This window comes from Rhodococcus sp. IEGM 1307 (genome assembly GCF_030056915.1).
In the GTDB taxonomy this organism is placed as follows: domain Bacteria; phylum Actinomycetota; class Actinomycetes; order Mycobacteriales; family Mycobacteriaceae; genus Rhodococcus_F; species Rhodococcus_F opacus_D.
Genome location: NZ_JASHKW010000008.1, coordinates 42,086 through 55,852, shown reverse-complemented (window position 1 = coordinate 55,852; position 13,767 = coordinate 42,086). Strand labels below are relative to the sequence as shown.

15 protein-coding genes are annotated in these 13,767 nt (G+C 68.2%); 3 read left to right on the top strand and 12 right to left on the bottom strand.

Going from position 1 to position 13,767, the window contains the following annotated elements:
* The first annotated feature begins 13 nt into the window (after positions 1-13).
* Positions 14-1,150: an Mrp/NBP35 family ATP-binding protein gene (locus QM841_RS17120; RefSeq protein ID WP_283332889.1), complete on the top strand. Its 1,137-nt coding sequence runs from the start codon at positions 14-16 to the stop codon at positions 1,148-1,150.
* Positions 1,151-1,216: 66 nt separating this feature from the next.
* On the opposite strand, the gene tatB is transcribed toward QM841_RS17120, so the two are convergent.
* The 4 genes from tatB to sigE form a co-directional block, all read right to left on the bottom strand.
* Entirely contained in the window at positions 1,217-1,642 is a 426-nt protein-coding gene (tatB, locus tag QM841_RS17115) for a Sec-independent protein translocase protein TatB (RefSeq protein ID WP_009479222.1), read from the bottom strand.
* Between the two features lie 69 nt (positions 1,643-1,711).
* Positions 1,712-3,235, bottom strand: a complete 1,524-nt coding sequence (locus QM841_RS17110; RefSeq protein WP_105412773.1) for a S1C family serine protease — start codon at positions 3,233-3,235, stop codon at positions 1,712-1,714.
* A gap of 94 nt (positions 3,236-3,329) precedes the next feature.
* Positions 3,330-3,692, bottom strand: a complete 363-nt coding sequence (locus QM841_RS17105) for an RNA polymerase subunit sigma-70 (RefSeq protein WP_283332888.1) — start codon at positions 3,690-3,692, stop codon at positions 3,330-3,332.
* 16 nt (positions 3,693-3,708) lie between these two features.
* Positions 3,709-4,341 carry an RNA polymerase sigma factor SigE gene (sigE, locus tag QM841_RS17100; RefSeq protein ID WP_005239257.1) on the bottom strand — a complete coding sequence of 211 codons (633 nt, stop codon included), beginning with the start codon at positions 4,339-4,341 and terminating at the stop codon, positions 3,709-3,711.
* Positions 4,342-4,624: 283 nt separating this feature from the next.
* On the opposite strand from sigE, the gene QM841_RS17095 reads away from it, so the two are divergent.
* Complete coding sequence (locus QM841_RS17095) at positions 4,625-5,263, top strand: O-methyltransferase (protein WP_005239255.1); 639 nt, start codon at positions 4,625-4,627, stop codon at positions 5,261-5,263.
* Between the two features lie 28 nt (positions 5,264-5,291).
* Here the strand turns inward: QM841_RS17095 and glgC are convergent, their stop codons facing one another.
* Positions 5,292-6,506, bottom strand: a complete 1,215-nt coding sequence (gene glgC, locus QM841_RS17090; RefSeq protein ID WP_283332887.1) for a glucose-1-phosphate adenylyltransferase — start codon at positions 6,504-6,506, stop codon at positions 5,292-5,294.
* 121 nt (positions 6,507-6,627) lie between these two features.
* Between glgC and glgA the strand changes: the two genes are divergently transcribed.
* Positions 6,628-7,797 carry a glycogen synthase gene (gene glgA / locus QM841_RS17085; protein WP_283332886.1) on the top strand — a complete coding sequence of 390 codons (1,170 nt, stop codon included), beginning with the start codon at positions 6,628-6,630 and terminating at the stop codon, positions 7,795-7,797.
* 9 nt (positions 7,798-7,806) lie between these two features.
* Here the strand turns inward: glgA and QM841_RS17080 are convergent, their stop codons facing one another.
* The 7 genes from QM841_RS17080 to QM841_RS17050 form a co-directional block, all read right to left on the bottom strand.
* A complete protein-coding gene (locus tag QM841_RS17080; RefSeq protein ID WP_283332885.1) occupies positions 7,807-8,649 on the bottom strand; it encodes a putative RNA methyltransferase in 843 nt (280 codons plus the stop codon).
* A 90-nt stretch (positions 8,650-8,739) separates the two neighbouring features.
* Positions 8,740-8,907 carry a DUF3117 domain-containing protein gene (locus QM841_RS17075; RefSeq protein WP_003936084.1) on the bottom strand — a complete coding sequence of 56 codons (168 nt, stop codon included), beginning with the start codon at positions 8,905-8,907 and terminating at the stop codon, positions 8,740-8,742.
* A gap of 150 nt (positions 8,908-9,057) precedes the next feature.
* Positions 9,058-9,633 (bottom strand): DNA-3-methyladenine glycosylase I, encoded by a 576-nt coding sequence (locus QM841_RS17070; protein ID WP_283332884.1) that lies wholly within the window; start codon positions 9,631-9,633, stop codon positions 9,058-9,060.
* A complete protein-coding gene (locus QM841_RS17065; protein WP_283332883.1) occupies positions 9,630-9,941 on the bottom strand; it encodes a DivIVA domain-containing protein in 312 nt (103 codons plus the stop codon). The genes QM841_RS17070 and QM841_RS17065 overlap by 4 nt, the downstream gene beginning before the upstream one ends.
* Positions 9,942-9,992: 51 nt before the next feature.
* The gene (locus tag QM841_RS17060; protein WP_011598038.1) at positions 9,993-10,952 is read right to left on the bottom strand and encodes a glucosyl-3-phosphoglycerate synthase; all 960 of its coding nucleotides are present in this window, start codon (positions 10,950-10,952) and stop codon (positions 9,993-9,995) included.
* Positions 10,949-11,848: a dihydropteroate synthase gene (folP, locus tag QM841_RS17055; RefSeq protein WP_280783497.1), complete on the bottom strand. Its 900-nt coding sequence runs from the start codon at positions 11,846-11,848 to the stop codon at positions 10,949-10,951. The genes QM841_RS17060 and folP overlap by 4 nt, the downstream gene beginning before the upstream one ends.
* A 93-nt stretch (positions 11,849-11,941) precedes the next feature.
* Complete coding sequence (locus tag QM841_RS17050) at positions 11,942-13,717, bottom strand: long-chain-acyl-CoA synthetase (protein WP_283332882.1); 1,776 nt, start codon at positions 13,715-13,717, stop codon at positions 11,942-11,944.
* Positions 13,718-13,767: the final 50 nt, after the last annotated feature.

Here is a 13,767-nt window from a genome sequence, read left to right as displayed (position 1 = left end):
TTACCATTGAGTCATGCCAGTCCTGAGCGAGTCCGCTGTACGTAGCGCCCTGGCGCGCGTCCAGGATCCCGAGATCCGGAAACCGATCACCGAACTCGGGATGGTCAAGAGCATCGACATCGCGTCCGACGACAGCGTCGACATCGCGATCTACCTGACCACCGCGGGCTGCCCGATGCGGACCGAGATCAGCGACCGTGTCACCAAGGCCGTGTCGGACGTCCCCGGTGTCGGTGCGATCCGCGTCGAACTCGACGTGATGAGCGACGAGCAGCGCACCGAACTCCGCAAGTCACTGCGCGGAGACTCGGCCGAGCCCGTCATCCCGTTCGCCCAGCCGGGTTCCCTGACCCGCGTCTACGCGGTCGCGTCCGGTAAGGGCGGCGTCGGCAAGTCCAGTGTCACCGTCAACCTGGCCGCCGCACTCGCCGCCCGCGGACTGTCGGTGGGCGTTCTCGACGCCGACATCTACGGACACTCCGTTCCCCGCATGCTCGGCACCGACGCCAAGCCCACGCAGGTGGAGCGCATGATCATGCCGCCCGTCGCGCACGACGTGAAGATGATCTCCATCGCCCAGTTCACCCAGGGCAACACCCCGGTCGTCTGGCGTGGACCGATGCTGCACCGCGCGCTGCAGCAGTTCCTCGCCGACGTCTTCTGGGGCGACCTGGACGTACTGCTGCTCGATCTGCCGCCCGGCACCGGCGACGTCGCCATCTCCGTCGCGCAGCTGATCCCCGGTGCGGAGATCCTCGTCGTCACCACTCCGCAGCAGGCTGCCGCCGAGGTGGCCGAGCGCGCGGGCGCCATCGCATTGCAGACCCGTCAGCGCATCGTCGGAGTCGTCGAGAACATGTCCTGGATGGACATGCCCGACGGCAGCCGGATGGACATCTTCGGGTCCGGCGGCGGACAGGCGGTCGCCGACCGTCTCACGAAGGCTGTGGGCGCGAAGGTGCCGCTGCTGGGACAGATCCCGCTCGAGCAGGCGGTCCGTGAAGGCGGCGACGGCGGCGTTCCCATCGTCCTCGGCCACCCGGATTCGCCGGCCGCGACGGCACTCCGCGACATCGCGGACAAGCTGGCCGTCCGCAAGCGGGGACTCGCCGGAATGTCGCTGGGGATCGACACCACCCGCCACCTCTAGGCGCTACGCGCCTGTGCGCCTTTCCGGTTGCCGGAGCAACCGGAAAGGCGCACGAGCCCGGAGGGCCTATGTTGCGTCGAGGTCGATCGGGGGGCGCTCGCCTGCCGCGAGGGGCTTGTTCTGCGGCGGAGTGGGCGTCGACGGATCGGCGCTCACGGCCTTCGTCCCGGACTTGTCGAACGACACCGAACTCGGCTTGTCGAAGTTGCCGGTGAGAATCGAATCGTCACCGTCGAGCAGATGCTTGGTGATGACCGCGCGCGGTGTCATGCCGCGCAGCTGATTGAGGTCCGACAGCGGCTTGCGCAGATCCTCGAATTCCGGACCGAGCTCGTCCTTGAGCTGCTGGCTGGCGCCGCTCGCATACTCACGGACCTGCCTCAGTGATTTCGTTACCCAGCTGACCGCACCCGGAAGCCGCTCGGGTCCCAAAATGACCAGAGCTGCGACGAGGAGGACCATGAACTCGCCCCAACCAATGTTGCCGAACACGTGGTCAGCCTACTGTGCGGTGAGGGTGTGTGCCCAGGTGACGGAGCGATCTCACAGCAACCTCTCGAGTCAGTCGGAGGCCGGGGTCACGTCGACATCGACGAGTCGGCCCTCGCGAATCAGCTGAACCCGGACGGGTTCGCCGATCTTCTGCAGGTTGACGGCCACGACCAGTTCGTCGGCGCTGGTGACCGTGCGGTCACCGACCTTGACGATCACATCGTTCTCGACGACCCCTGCGCGCGCGGCCGGGCTGTCCGAACGGACATTGGCCACCTGGGCGCCGCTGGTGTTGTCGTTGACGACGGTGCGGGCATTGACGCCGATGTCCGGGTGGTGCATCTTGCCGTCCCGGATGAGGGTCTGAGCGACCGTCGTGACGTCGTCGATGGGAATTGCGAAGCCGAGACCCACCGAACCGCCGGACTCGCTGAGCATGGCGGTGTTGATGCCGATGACCCGGCCGGTGTCGTCGACGAGCGCGCCACCCGAGTTGCCGTGGTTGATGGCGGCGTCGGTCTGGACGGCGTCGATGACGGCGTTCGTGTCGGAGCCCTCGCCGGACAGTCGCATCGGACGATGCAGGGCGCTGACGATTCCGCGGGTGACGGTCTTGCTGAGCCCGAGGGGCGATCCGACGGCGACGACGTCCTCACCGACCTGCACGTCGCCGGACTTGCCGAGTTCCGCGACCGTCAGGTTGTCGGCGGACACCTTGAGCACGGCCAGGTCGGTCTTGATGTCGCGACCGACGATCTGGGCGTCGGCCTTGGTTCCGTCCGAGAAGATCACCTGGATCTTGCCGCCGTCGGGGGCGGTGGCCGCGGCGGAGATGACGTGATTGTTGGTGACGATGTAGCCGGCGCCGTCGATGACGACACCCGAACCGGTACTGCCCTGGTCGCCGACCGCCACCTGGATGGACACGACGGCGGGCAGCACGGCGTCCGCGACCTGCGCGACGGGCGACTGGCCGAGGTCGTCCTCGCCGCCGCCCTGGACGAGGGTGACGCTCTGGCTGGTGAGCGAGCTGCGATCGGCGGTGATCACGGCGGCCAGGAGGCCGCCGACCAGACCGATTGCGAGTGCGATTCCGCCGAGCGCGACGAGCGCCTTCGGCGCCACCTTGCCGCCGAACAGGACTTCGCGGGCGCTGAGCGCGGGGGCGGGCGGGCGGGAACGTTCTTCGGCGTGCAACGCCGGGGAGCCCAGCTCGACGCCCGCGTCGGGATCACGCCAGGGGTCGGCGGGCGGCGCCTCGGCTGCCGGGGTCGCGGGCTTCTCGTTGGGATCACGCTGAATGGTGTCGACCTCGCCGTCCGGCCGGCCGAACGCCTCCGCCAGCACGGGGTCGGGGGCACCGACCTTCACCGAGGGTTCGCTCTCACCCCGGGCGTCCGACGGGGCGAAGGAACCGGTGACGCCACCGGGCCGGCCGAATGCGCGGCTGGACGCGGCGTCGATCTGCGGCCGGTAGACGGGCCTCGGATCGAGCCGTGGGGCGTCCGCCGGGCGGAGCGTGCCCGACTCGTCCGCCACGGGACCGTCGGGTGCCGTCGTATCGGAACCCGGAGTCTTGTAATCCGCCGTCACGCTGTCGTGTCCCCCTCGTGTGCGTCAGTCACGCGCCCCAGTATCACCGATGCCTCGCTGAGCGCGGACACCGCCGTCGTCGGTCCGGATGCGCTCAACGGCGCCGACGCCGGGACCAGATCCGGCTCGTGATCGAGTACGCGCTCGTGAGCGGCGAATCCGGGGTGTGGGAGTCGAACGGGGTTTTGTCGGCGGGATCGCCCTGGTTGCAACTGGGGATCTGGCTCAGCAGACCGAGGAGGCCGGACGGCATGGCGACGTCGCCGCTGCGGCGCAGGGCACGCCTGGCCTGTTGCTGGGAGTCCACCTCGAACGCACACTCGGCGCAGATCGACAGGTGGTGGGCGGCGCGCAGATAGGCGGACATGCGGAGTTCACCGTCGACGAAGGCGGCGATCGCCTCACTCGCCAGGTGTTCGGTGGAGCCAAACTGGCGAGGTACACGCCCCTGCGTCATTCGTCCCTCCTGGTAACTACCCGACGCCGATCTGATCGGAGTCAACCTTTCCGTTCACAGCCAGATGCTCGCGCAGAGCCTGCCTGCCGCGGTGGATGCGGCTGCGCACGGTTCCGAGCTTGACACCCAGTGTGGCACCGATCTCCTCGTAGGACAGTCCTTCGATGTCACACAGCACGACCGCGGCGCGAAACTCCGGGGCCAACGAATCGAGCGCTGCCTGCAGATCCGCGTCCAGGCGGGCGTCGTGGTAGATCTCCTCGGGGTTCGGCCCGTCGGCCGGGACACGATCGTAGTCCTCCGGGAGCGCTTCCATGCGGATGCGGTTACGACGGCGGACCATATCGAGGAAGAGGTTGGTGGTGATGCGGTGCAGCCAGCCCTCGAACGTGCCGGGCTGGTAGTCGGACAGGGAACGGAACACGCGGATGAACGTGTCCTGAGTGAGGTCCTCGGCGTCCTGTGCGTCGCCCGACAGCCGGTAGGCCAGTCGGTAGACTCGGTCGCCGTGCTCGCGGACGAGTTCGTCCCAGGACGGCATGGCGGACTTCTCGCCTGTGGCATCGAACACAGCAGTGCCCGTCAGCTCGGCGTCCGACAGCTGCTCGTCGGTGTTTCTCTCGTCAGGAGCCATCGTGTGGTTGCTCATCGAGTTAAGTGGATCCTCCTACTCAGGACCGCAGATCACTGGACGTGGTATAGGCGTCAACTCCCGAGGGCCGGGATTTGTTCCCCGATTCTCGGACTTTCCTCCGTCGTCGTGATCTCCCCGCCGGGCGGTCTTCGGATCTGGCGTTGGACATACTCTTTCCCACCGCGATATGTGTGCGGTGTGAGCAAGCTGAGGTATTCCTGAGAATCGCGGCCGGGCAGGTCGCGGCATTGTTGTCGAGCGCGCCTCGCAGCGGCGATGACGAGACCCCGATAGCCTCATGTGCGTGCAGACAAACGCCGAACGGATACTCACCCACGCAGAAGGGGCTGTCCGTGAAGACGAGGCCCTCGGTGCGGCCAGGGAGCGGGCGGACGACCTCGGTGCCGGTCCGGTACCTCCCGCGGTCGGTGCTGCTCTAGCCCTGTTTGCCCGCATGCTGGACGCCAAGACGGTCGTCGAGGTCGGAACCGGCGCGGGTGTGAGCAGTTTGTGGCTGCTCCGGGGCATGCGCGAGGACGGCGTCCTCACCACGATCGACAGTGAACCCGAGCACCAGCGGGCCGCCAAGCTGTCGTTCCGCACCAACGACATCGCACCCGCCCGGACGCGGCTCATCAACGGCCGGGCGCTGGACGTTCTGCCGCGGCTCGCCGACGGGGCGTATGACCTGGTGTTCGTCGACAGCGCACCGGTCGATCACCCGCATTACGTCCGTGAAGGGGTTCGCCTGCTGCGTCCGGGCGGCGCGATCGTGCTGCACAACGCCCTGCACGGCGGGCGGGTCGTCGACCCGAGCCAGCGTGACGCGGCGACCGTCGCCGTCCGCGAGGCCGCGAAGGCGCTCGCGGAGGACGACCAGCTGATCCGCGTGTTCCTGCCGATCGGCGACGGTCTGCTCTGCGCGTCCAAGCTCTGAGAGCCCGGTTCGTTCCGAGGCCCTCCCGCTAGATCCAGACGCCCTTGCCGATGGCGACGACGCCGCCGTTGCTGACGGCGAAGCGTTGCTTGTCGCGCTCGAGGTCGACGCCGATGATCTCGCCGTCGCCGACGACCACGTTCTTGTCGAGGATCGCGCGGCGCACGACGGCCCCCTTGCCGATGCGCACACCGGGCATGAGGACGCTGCCCTCGACCGTCGCGCCGCTGTCGATCATCACGTTGGAGCTGAGCACGGAGTTGCGCACGGTGGCCGCGGACAGGATGCACCCGGCCCCGACCACGGACTCCTGCGCGAGACCGCCCTGCACGAACTTGGCCGGCGCCAGGTTCTCCGTCTCACCGCGGATCGGCCACCGACGGTTGTAGAGGTTGAAGATCGGGTGGACCGACACGAGATCCATGTGGGCGTCGTAGAACGCGTCGAGCGTTCCCACGTCGCGCCAGTAACCCCGGTCGCGGTCGGTGGCGCCGGGAACGATGTTGTCCTTGAAGTCGTACACGGACGCCTCGCCCGCCTCGACCAGCGCGGGGATGATGTCGCCGCCCATGTCGTGGTCGGAGTCGGAGTTCTCGGAGTCGGCCCGGATGGCGTCGACGAGCACCTTGGTGGTGAACACGTAGTTACCCATCGACGCGAACGTCATGTTGGGGTCGTCCGGGGTTCCCGGCGGATGCGCCGGCTTCTCGAGGAACTGGACGATGCGGCCCGACTCGTCGCTGTCGATACAGCCGAACGCGAACGCCTCGCTGCGCGGCACCCGGATTCCGGCCACCGTCACTCCCGCACCCGACTCGATGTGGTGCTGCACCATCTGCTCCGGGTCCATCCGGTACACGTGGTCGGCACCGAACACCACGATGTACTCGGGATCCTCGTCGTAGACGAGGTTCAGCGACTGCAAGATCGCGTCCGCACTACCGGTGTACCAGCGCGGGCCCAGACGTTGCTGCGCGGGAACGGGAGTGATGTATTCACCCGCGAACCCGGACAGTCGCCACGTCTGAGAGATGTGGCGGTCCAACGAGTGCGACTTGTACTGCGTCAGAACACACAGGCGGAGGTATCCCGCATTGACCAAATTGCTGAGCACGAAATCGATCAACCGGTAGGCGCCTCCGAAAGGCACAGCGGGCTTCGCCCGATCCGCGGTGAGCGGATAGAGACGTTTGCCCTCGCCGCCGGCGAGCACGATTCCAAGCACATGTGGCTGGCTCCTCACCCTGTCAACCTATCGGGCGGCCACTCCCCCCGCCAGCGAAGCGCCGAGTCACGGTTTCTCCGATACCTGAATGTGTCCGAGAGCGGTGGCCCGAAGCGGCCCGGACGGTTACGTTAGGCCGGTGCGGGTGGCGATGATGACCAAGGAATACCCACCGGAGATCTATGGCGGTGCGGGTGTACACGTCACCGAACTGGTTGCTCAGTTGAAGCAGCTGTGTGAGGTGGACGTGCACTGTATGGGCGCTCCGCGCATCGGAGCGGTCGTACATACCCCCGATCCCGCCCTGGCCGGGGCCAATCCGGCACTCGCGACGCTATCCGCCGAACTGCGTATGGCGGACGCCGCGACCGGTGCCGACGTCGTGCATTCCCACACCTGGTACACCGGCCTGGCGGGCCATCTGGCGTCCGCGTTGTACGACGTGCCCCACATCCTCACCGCCCATTCCCTCGAGCCGCGGAGGCCGTGGAAGGCGGAGCAGCTGGGCGGCGGCTACCGCATCTCCTCGTGGTCCGAGCGCAACGCCGTGGAGCACGCCGACGCGGTGATCGCCGTGAGCGCCGGGATGCGACTCGACGTCCTCGACGCGTATCCGTTCGTCGACCCGCACCGGGTCCACGTGGTGCGCAACGGGATCGACACGTCCGTCTGGCACGCGGGGCCCGCAGGTCCGAGAGACTCCGCCCTCGCGAAGATCGGCGTCGACCCGGACCAGCCGATGGTGGCGTTCGTCGGCCGCATCACCCGGCAGAAGGGCGTCGGTCACCTGATCGCCGCGGCACACCACTTCGCGCCCGAAATCCAGTTGGTGCTGTGCGCGGGAGCCCCCGACACCCCGGAGATCGCCGCCGAGACCGAGCAGGCCGTCGCCGCGCTCGCGGCACACCGGGGCAACGTGTTCTGGGTGCGGGAAATGCTCCCCACCGACCAGGTGCGGGAGATCCTGTCGGCCGCAACCGTCTTCGTGTGCCCGTCCGTGTACGAGCCGCTGGGGATCGTGAACCTCGAGGCCATGGCCTGCGAGACCGCGGTCGTCGCGTCCGATGTCGGCGGTATCCCCGAGGTGGTGGAGGACGGGGTCACCGGCCGTCTGGTGCACTACAACTCGTACGAGCCCGAGGCGTTCGAACAGGCGCTGGCCGAGGCGGTCAACACAATCGCGGCCGACGTCGGCACCGCCCAGGCGATGGGCAAGGCGGGACGGGCGCGGGCGATCGCCGAGTTCTCCTGGGCTGCCATCGCGCAGCAGACCCTCGACGTCTACCAGGACGCGCTGTCCCGGCGCTGAGCGACGAGCTCAGAGCCGGGTGTAGGTGGACACCGTCACCGACGCCGTCACCGGATAGTCCTGCGGCAGCGCCGCGATCGAGGACGCCAGCCGGTCGGCGGTGAGGTGCCGTGCCGACGGCCCCATCCCGACGAGCCGGGCCACGTCGAGGTGCGACAGAGACATCGGGTACTCCACGGCCACGTGGTCGGTGCGCTCGAATCGCCCGGACATCGCTGCCCCGAGACGTTCGACCTTCCGGTCGTCCACCCGGACCATGCCGAGCAGGTCCACGAGCTCCCCCAGGTGCCGCTCCGTGGGGGTGAGGACCACCAGAGACCCGCGCTCGGCGAGCACCCGGTGCGCCTCGTCGGCGTTGCGCGGCGCGAATACGCACAGGACGTGGCTGAGCACGTGGTCCCGCACCGGAAGGTGTTGCCACACGTCGGCAACCACTGCTCCGGCGCGTGGGTGCGCCTTGGCGATGCGCCGGGCCGCGTACTTGGATACGTCGAGGCCGATTCCCCGGCCGGTCGGGACGGCGTCGAGGACGCGCGCCAGGTAGTGGCCTGTGCCCGCGCCGATCTCGAGGATCCGGGGATCGTCGCCGGGTCCGGTGCCCGCCACCACGGCGTCGGCGACGGCATCCATCAGCGGGTCGAAGCTGCCGCCGCCGAGGAAGTCGGCACGTGCGGCGATCATTTCGGGGCTGTCGCCGTCGAACTTGCCGCCGGCCCCGGTCATCAGGCTCACGTAGCCCTGCCGCGCCACATCGAAGGCGTGCCCCTGGTCGCACAGGATCGTACCTTCGTCGAGTTCCACGCGAGACCGGCACTGCGGGCACGCCAGCAGGTCGGTCACATCGGCCAGCACGAACGTTCGCCTCCCGGTTCCGGACACGGAACAGGCCCCGCACCGAGAACGGCGACGGGGCCTGCCCTGTGAGGTTCTCTCCGCACTCGACTAACTGGTGACGCCCTTGAGCTCTTCACCGAGTGCGGCAGCTTCCTCCGGGGTGAGCTCGACAACCAGACGTCCACCACCCTCGAGCGGAACCCGCATGACGATTCCTCGTCCCTCTTTGGTTGCTTCGAGGGGACCGTCCCCGGTCCGGGGCTTCATGGCCGCCATCCTCTGCTCCCTCCAGATCTGCGCTGCCTGCTTGCGCCTCGACAAATTTTGGCACCCCGCCAACACTCGGCGAGGCTTGTGACATCCATTCTTCCCTATGGACACGAGTACCGGGAACCTGAGTCACGAATAGGCAGGTCCACCGGCAGTTCAGGCGGTGATCGGGACCCAGCAGGCGGCGACGTGGTCGTCCACCATCCCGGTGGCCTGCATGAGTGCATAAGCAGTGGTAGGGCCCACAAATTTGAACCCGCGGCGCTTCAATTCCTTCGCCATCGCGGTGGACTCCGGAGTGACCGCCGGGACGTCGTTCACGGTGGCCAGGCGGCTCGGGCGCGGCGGCGGGGCGAACGACCACAGCAGGGTGTCGAGGTCGGTGTCCGACAACTCCAGGAGGGCCCGCGCATTGCTCACCGACGCCTCGATCTTGGCCCGGTTCCGCACGATCGACGCGTCCTCGAGCAGGCGTGCCACGTCCCGTTCGGTGTAGCGGGCCACCGCCTCCGGATCGAACCCGGCGAACGCGGCCCGGAAGGCCTCGCGTTTACGGAGAATCGTGATCCACGACAATCCCGACTGGAACGCTTCGAGGCACAGCCTCTCGTACAACTCGTCGCGGCCGTGCAGCGGACGACCCCACTCGAGGTCGTGGTAGTCGCGGTACAGCCGGGACCCGTCCGTGTCGACCGCCCACGCGCACCGCACCCGGTCGTCGGGGGCTGTCACGAGGCATCACCCGGCCGTTCGGACCCGGCTTCGACCGCCGCCAACTGCTCACGCAGCGAATCGATTTCACGGCCCAGCCGGGACAGCGCCCAGTCGACCTCGCTGGCCTTGTACCCCCGCAGCGTCTGCTGGAAACGCAACGCCTCCACGTCGGCACCCGTCACACCCTCGGCGGGCAGGGCCGTGAGTGTGGTGCCGGGCGGCAGGGGCGCGAGTTCCTCGGAACGGCCGAACACCGCACTGGCGGCGAGGAACAGCATCGCGCCGACGAACGCCATGACGAGCAGATAGAGCAGGGCTGTCACCATGCCCCGATCCTGTCACGGACGTCCGACAGCAACCTTCCTCAGGGCGCGCGGTCAGGGGCACACCGTGTTCATCGGCGGGCGATCGGCCAGCGCGACGTCCGTCGTCGTCGGGACGAAGGAGTCGCCGTCCACCAGGAACTGGGTCAGACCCGCCCCGGAGTCGGGCACCCCGCAGCGCCGCATCATCGTGCCGATGATCTGCCTGCTCATAACCCCGAGTTCGGACAGCGGGCGGTTACGGTGCTTGCGCACCCCCAGATTGACCTGGCCGATCGCCCCGAGTCCGAGACGGTCGTACGTGTCGAGCAGCAGGCCGATCTCGACGCCGTAGCCGGGGGCGAACGGGACCGCCGACAGCAACTCCCGGGTGCCCGCGTACTCGCCGCCCAGTGGCTGCAGCACGCACGTCAGCTCCGGCCGGAGCGAGGCCAGCATGGGGCGCGCCACGAGCTCGGTCACCCGGCCCCCTCCGTTGGCGTCCTCCGTACCGCTCAGGCGGAGCGGCCGGCGGTAGTAGCCCTTCACGAGATGGATGCCGTCGGCCGTCAGCAGCGGTCCCAGCAGCTTCGGGACGAAGGCCGGATCCGGGTTGATGAGATCCGAGTCGACGAAGGCGATGAGGTCACCGGTGCTCGCGGCGACGGAACGCCACAGCACCTCGCCCTTTCCCGCCACGGGCGGGAACGCGGGCACCGCCTCCTCCCGGCTGATGACGGTGGCGCCCGCCGCGCGTGCACGTTCCGCCGTCAGGTCCGTCGATCCGGAATCGAGCACGATCAACTCGTCCACCAGACCACCGAGCAGCGGGTGGATCGTGTCCACCACCGCGGCGACGGTCTCCTCCTCGTTGAGCGCCGGCAGGACCACCGAGACGGTGCGCCCAGCCTTGGCCCGTTCGAGTTCGGCGATGCTCCACGACGGCTGGTCCCAGCTGTTCGCCTCGGCCCAGCTGCGAGGGGTTCGCTCCTCCGCCACCATCGTGCGGGCCGCCCGGGCCCCCACGGCACTCATGCCAGCCCCCGCACGGTGCGGGACGGTGCGCGCCGGCCTTGAATCGCGGCCACCATGTCCACCACTCGACGCGTGGGGGCAACTTCGTGGACACGGAAGACACGGGCGCCTCCTGCGGCGGCCATCGCTGTCGCTGCCAATGTTCCCTCCAACCGCTCGACGAGATCTACACCTAGAGTCTCCCCGACGAAGTCCTTGTTGCTCAGCGCCATGAGCACTGGCCATCCCGTATTTACAAGATCTTCCACTCGCCGCAACAACTCGAGCCCGTGATAGGTGTTTTTCCCGAAATCGTGGGTCGGATCGATGAGGATCGAGTCGGCGGGCACACCCAGCCGGGCCGCGTTCTCGGCGGCCGACACCACTTCCCGGAGGACGTCGGCGACGACGTCGGCGTAGCGGACGCGGAACGGCCGCGTCCGCGGAACCGCTCCCCCGGTGTGCGAACAGACGATGCCCGCGCCCGTCTCCGCGGCCACCTCGACGAGTGCAGGGTCGGCGCCTGCCCACGTGTCGTTGATGAGATCGGCGCCCTCCGCGACGGCCAGCCGGGCCACGTCGCTGCGCCAGGTGTCGACGCTGATGAGCAACTCCGGGTAGCGCTCACGGATCGCGGCCACGAACGGCACCACCCGCCGGGTCTCCTCCGCCGCGTCGACGACGTCACCCGGTCCGGCCTTCACACCACCGATGTCGACGAGGTCGGCACCCTCGTCGACAGCCCGGTCGACCGCCGACATGGCGGCGGAATCGGTGAACGTGGCACCGCGGTCGTAGAACGAATCGGGTGTCCGGTTCACGATGGCCATCACGAGCGCACGATCGACCGCCACGGGGCGCCCGCACAGCGTGGGCGACGGGTGGTCGGGCGCGGGCGGTACGTCTGTCTCGGCCATGTCACCAATATTGCACGCAGCGAAATCGAAACCACCCGTGAGTACTTGTTAACGGCGGGCGGTTAAGAAGTACTCACGGGCGGCGTAGCCGCATTACCCCTTGGGGAGCGAACCCTTCGCCACTTCGTCGACGTACCCGTCGTACGAGGGCTTGTACCCGTCGCTGCGCCCGGACAGCACGTGCAACGTGTCGGTGTCCTCGACGTCGTAGCCCTCCTTGCGGAGTTCCACCTTGCGGCTCTTGAACGTCGACGTCTGTTCCAACGAGTCGACGACGCGGACGAACAGCGGCACCGCGTACGACGGCAGCCGCTGGAACAGCAACTCCGCGACGTCGGAACCGTCGAACTTCTCGTTCTCGTGCAACGTCACCGCGGCCATCCCGGCGCGACCGTCGGTCCCAGGGATCTCGACGCCGTAGACGACGGCGTGCTCGACCGCGGGATGCGCGAGGAGCGCGCCTTCCACCTCGGTGGTCGCGACGTTCTCCCCCTTCCACCGGAACGTGTCGCCGAGCCGGTCGACGAACGCGACGTGCGACCAGCCCTGCCGGCGCACCAGGTCGCCGGTGTCGAACCAGCAGTCGCCGTCGTCGAAGCCGTCGCGGACGAGCTTCTTGTCGGTGGCCTCCTCGTCGGTGTATCCGTCGAACGGCGCCCGGTCCGTCACCTTCGACAGCAGCAGTCCGACGTCGCCGGTGCGTACCTTCCGCAGCCTGCCGTCGGAGTGCCGCCGGGGGGATCCGCTGTCCTCGTCGTACTCGACGACGGCGTGCGGCAGGGGGCAGATGCCTGCCGTCCGGTCGACGTTGAGGGCGTTGACGAACGCGATGTTGCACTCGCTGGCGCCGTAGAACTCGGCCACCCGGGAGATCCCGAACCGGGTGGTGAACTCGGACCAGATCTCCGGGCGGAGACCGTTCCCGACCATCAGCCGGATGGAGTTGTCGCGGTCGCCGGGCTTCTCGGGCTGGTTCAGCAGGTACCGGCACAGCTCACCGATGTAGGTGAACGCGGTGGCCCGGTTCAGTTCGACGTCGGCCCAGAACTTGGACGCCGAGAACTGCTTGCCCAGTGCGAGCGTCGCACCCGACCCGAGCACCGAGGACAGCGACACCGTCAGCGCGTTGTTGTGATAGAGCGGCAGGCAGCAGTACAGGACGTCGCTGCCGCGCAGCCGGACGCCCATGTTGCCGAGCCCGGACATGCTCTTGAGCCAGCGGAAGTGGCTCATCAGGCTGGCCTTCGGCAGTCCCGTGGTGCCGGAGGTGAAGATGTAGAAGGCCTTCTCCCGGGCCTGGATCTGCTCGCACACCTCGGGGTTGTCGTCTTCGGCCTTCTCGGCGAGCCGGTCGAGGTCGTCGAAGTAGAGCACCGAGGGCACGGCGGGCGGTTCGTCGAGCGAGTCCATGGCCTCGCCGCACGCCTCGGACACCACCAGGACCTGGCTGTCGAGCAGCGAGATGCTGTGGGCAAGTACATCTCCGCGCTGGTTGTGGTTCAGCATCCCGGCGGCGGCGCCGAGCTTGACCGCGGCGAGTGCGATGAGCAGCGTCTCGGGCGAGTTCTTGCCCAGGATCCCGACGACGTCCCCGCGTGCCACTCCGAGGTCGGCGAGCACGTGGGCGTAGCGGTTCACGCGGATGTTGGCGTTCCGGTAGCTCAGCGATTCGCCCTCGAACCGCAGGAACGTGCGGCGCGGGTGCGCGGCGGCGGCACGCTGGAAGACGAGGCCGATCGATTCCCTCGCGTCGGGGGTCCGGATCAGGCCGAGGACCCCCTTCGCCATGATCGGCAGCTCCGGAATCATGGCCGGCAGCCGCCTCGCGAGGTCGACCACCCCGATCGTCGAACGAGCTTCAGAACGCATGACATCCCCTCAGGCCTGCAGTATGAGTCAGGTCACCTTACTGCACAGTA

Coding starts and splice junctions, on each gene's coding strand:
- QM841_RS17120 (WP_283332889.1), top strand. CDS start 14: ATGCCAGTCCTGAGCGAGTCCGCTGTACGTAGCGCCCTGGCGCGCGTC.
- QM841_RS17105 (WP_283332888.1), bottom strand. CDS start 3,692: ATGACGCAGGGGCGTGTACCTCGCCAGTTTGGCTCCACCGAACACCTG.
- sigE (WP_005239257.1), bottom strand. CDS start 4,341: ATGAGCAACCACACGATGGCTCCTGACGAGAGAAACACCGACGAGCAG.
- QM841_RS17095 (WP_005239255.1), top strand. CDS start 4,625: ATGTGCGTGCAGACAAACGCCGAACGGATACTCACCCACGCAGAAGGG.
- QM841_RS17075 (WP_003936084.1), bottom strand. CDS start 8,907: ATGGCGGCCATGAAGCCCCGGACCGGGGACGGTCCCCTCGAAGCAACC.
- QM841_RS17065 (WP_283332883.1), bottom strand. CDS start 9,941: ATGGTGACAGCCCTGCTCTATCTGCTCGTCATGGCGTTCGTCGGCGCG.
- QM841_RS17060 (WP_011598038.1), bottom strand. CDS start 10,952: ATGAGTGCCGTGGGGGCCCGGGCGGCCCGCACGATGGTGGCGGAGGAG.
- folP (WP_280783497.1), bottom strand. CDS start 11,848: ATGGCCGAGACAGACGTACCGCCCGCGCCCGACCACCCGTCGCCCACG.
- QM841_RS17050 (WP_283332882.1), bottom strand. CDS start 13,717: ATGCGTTCTGAAGCTCGTTCGACGATCGGGGTGGTCGACCTCGCGAGG.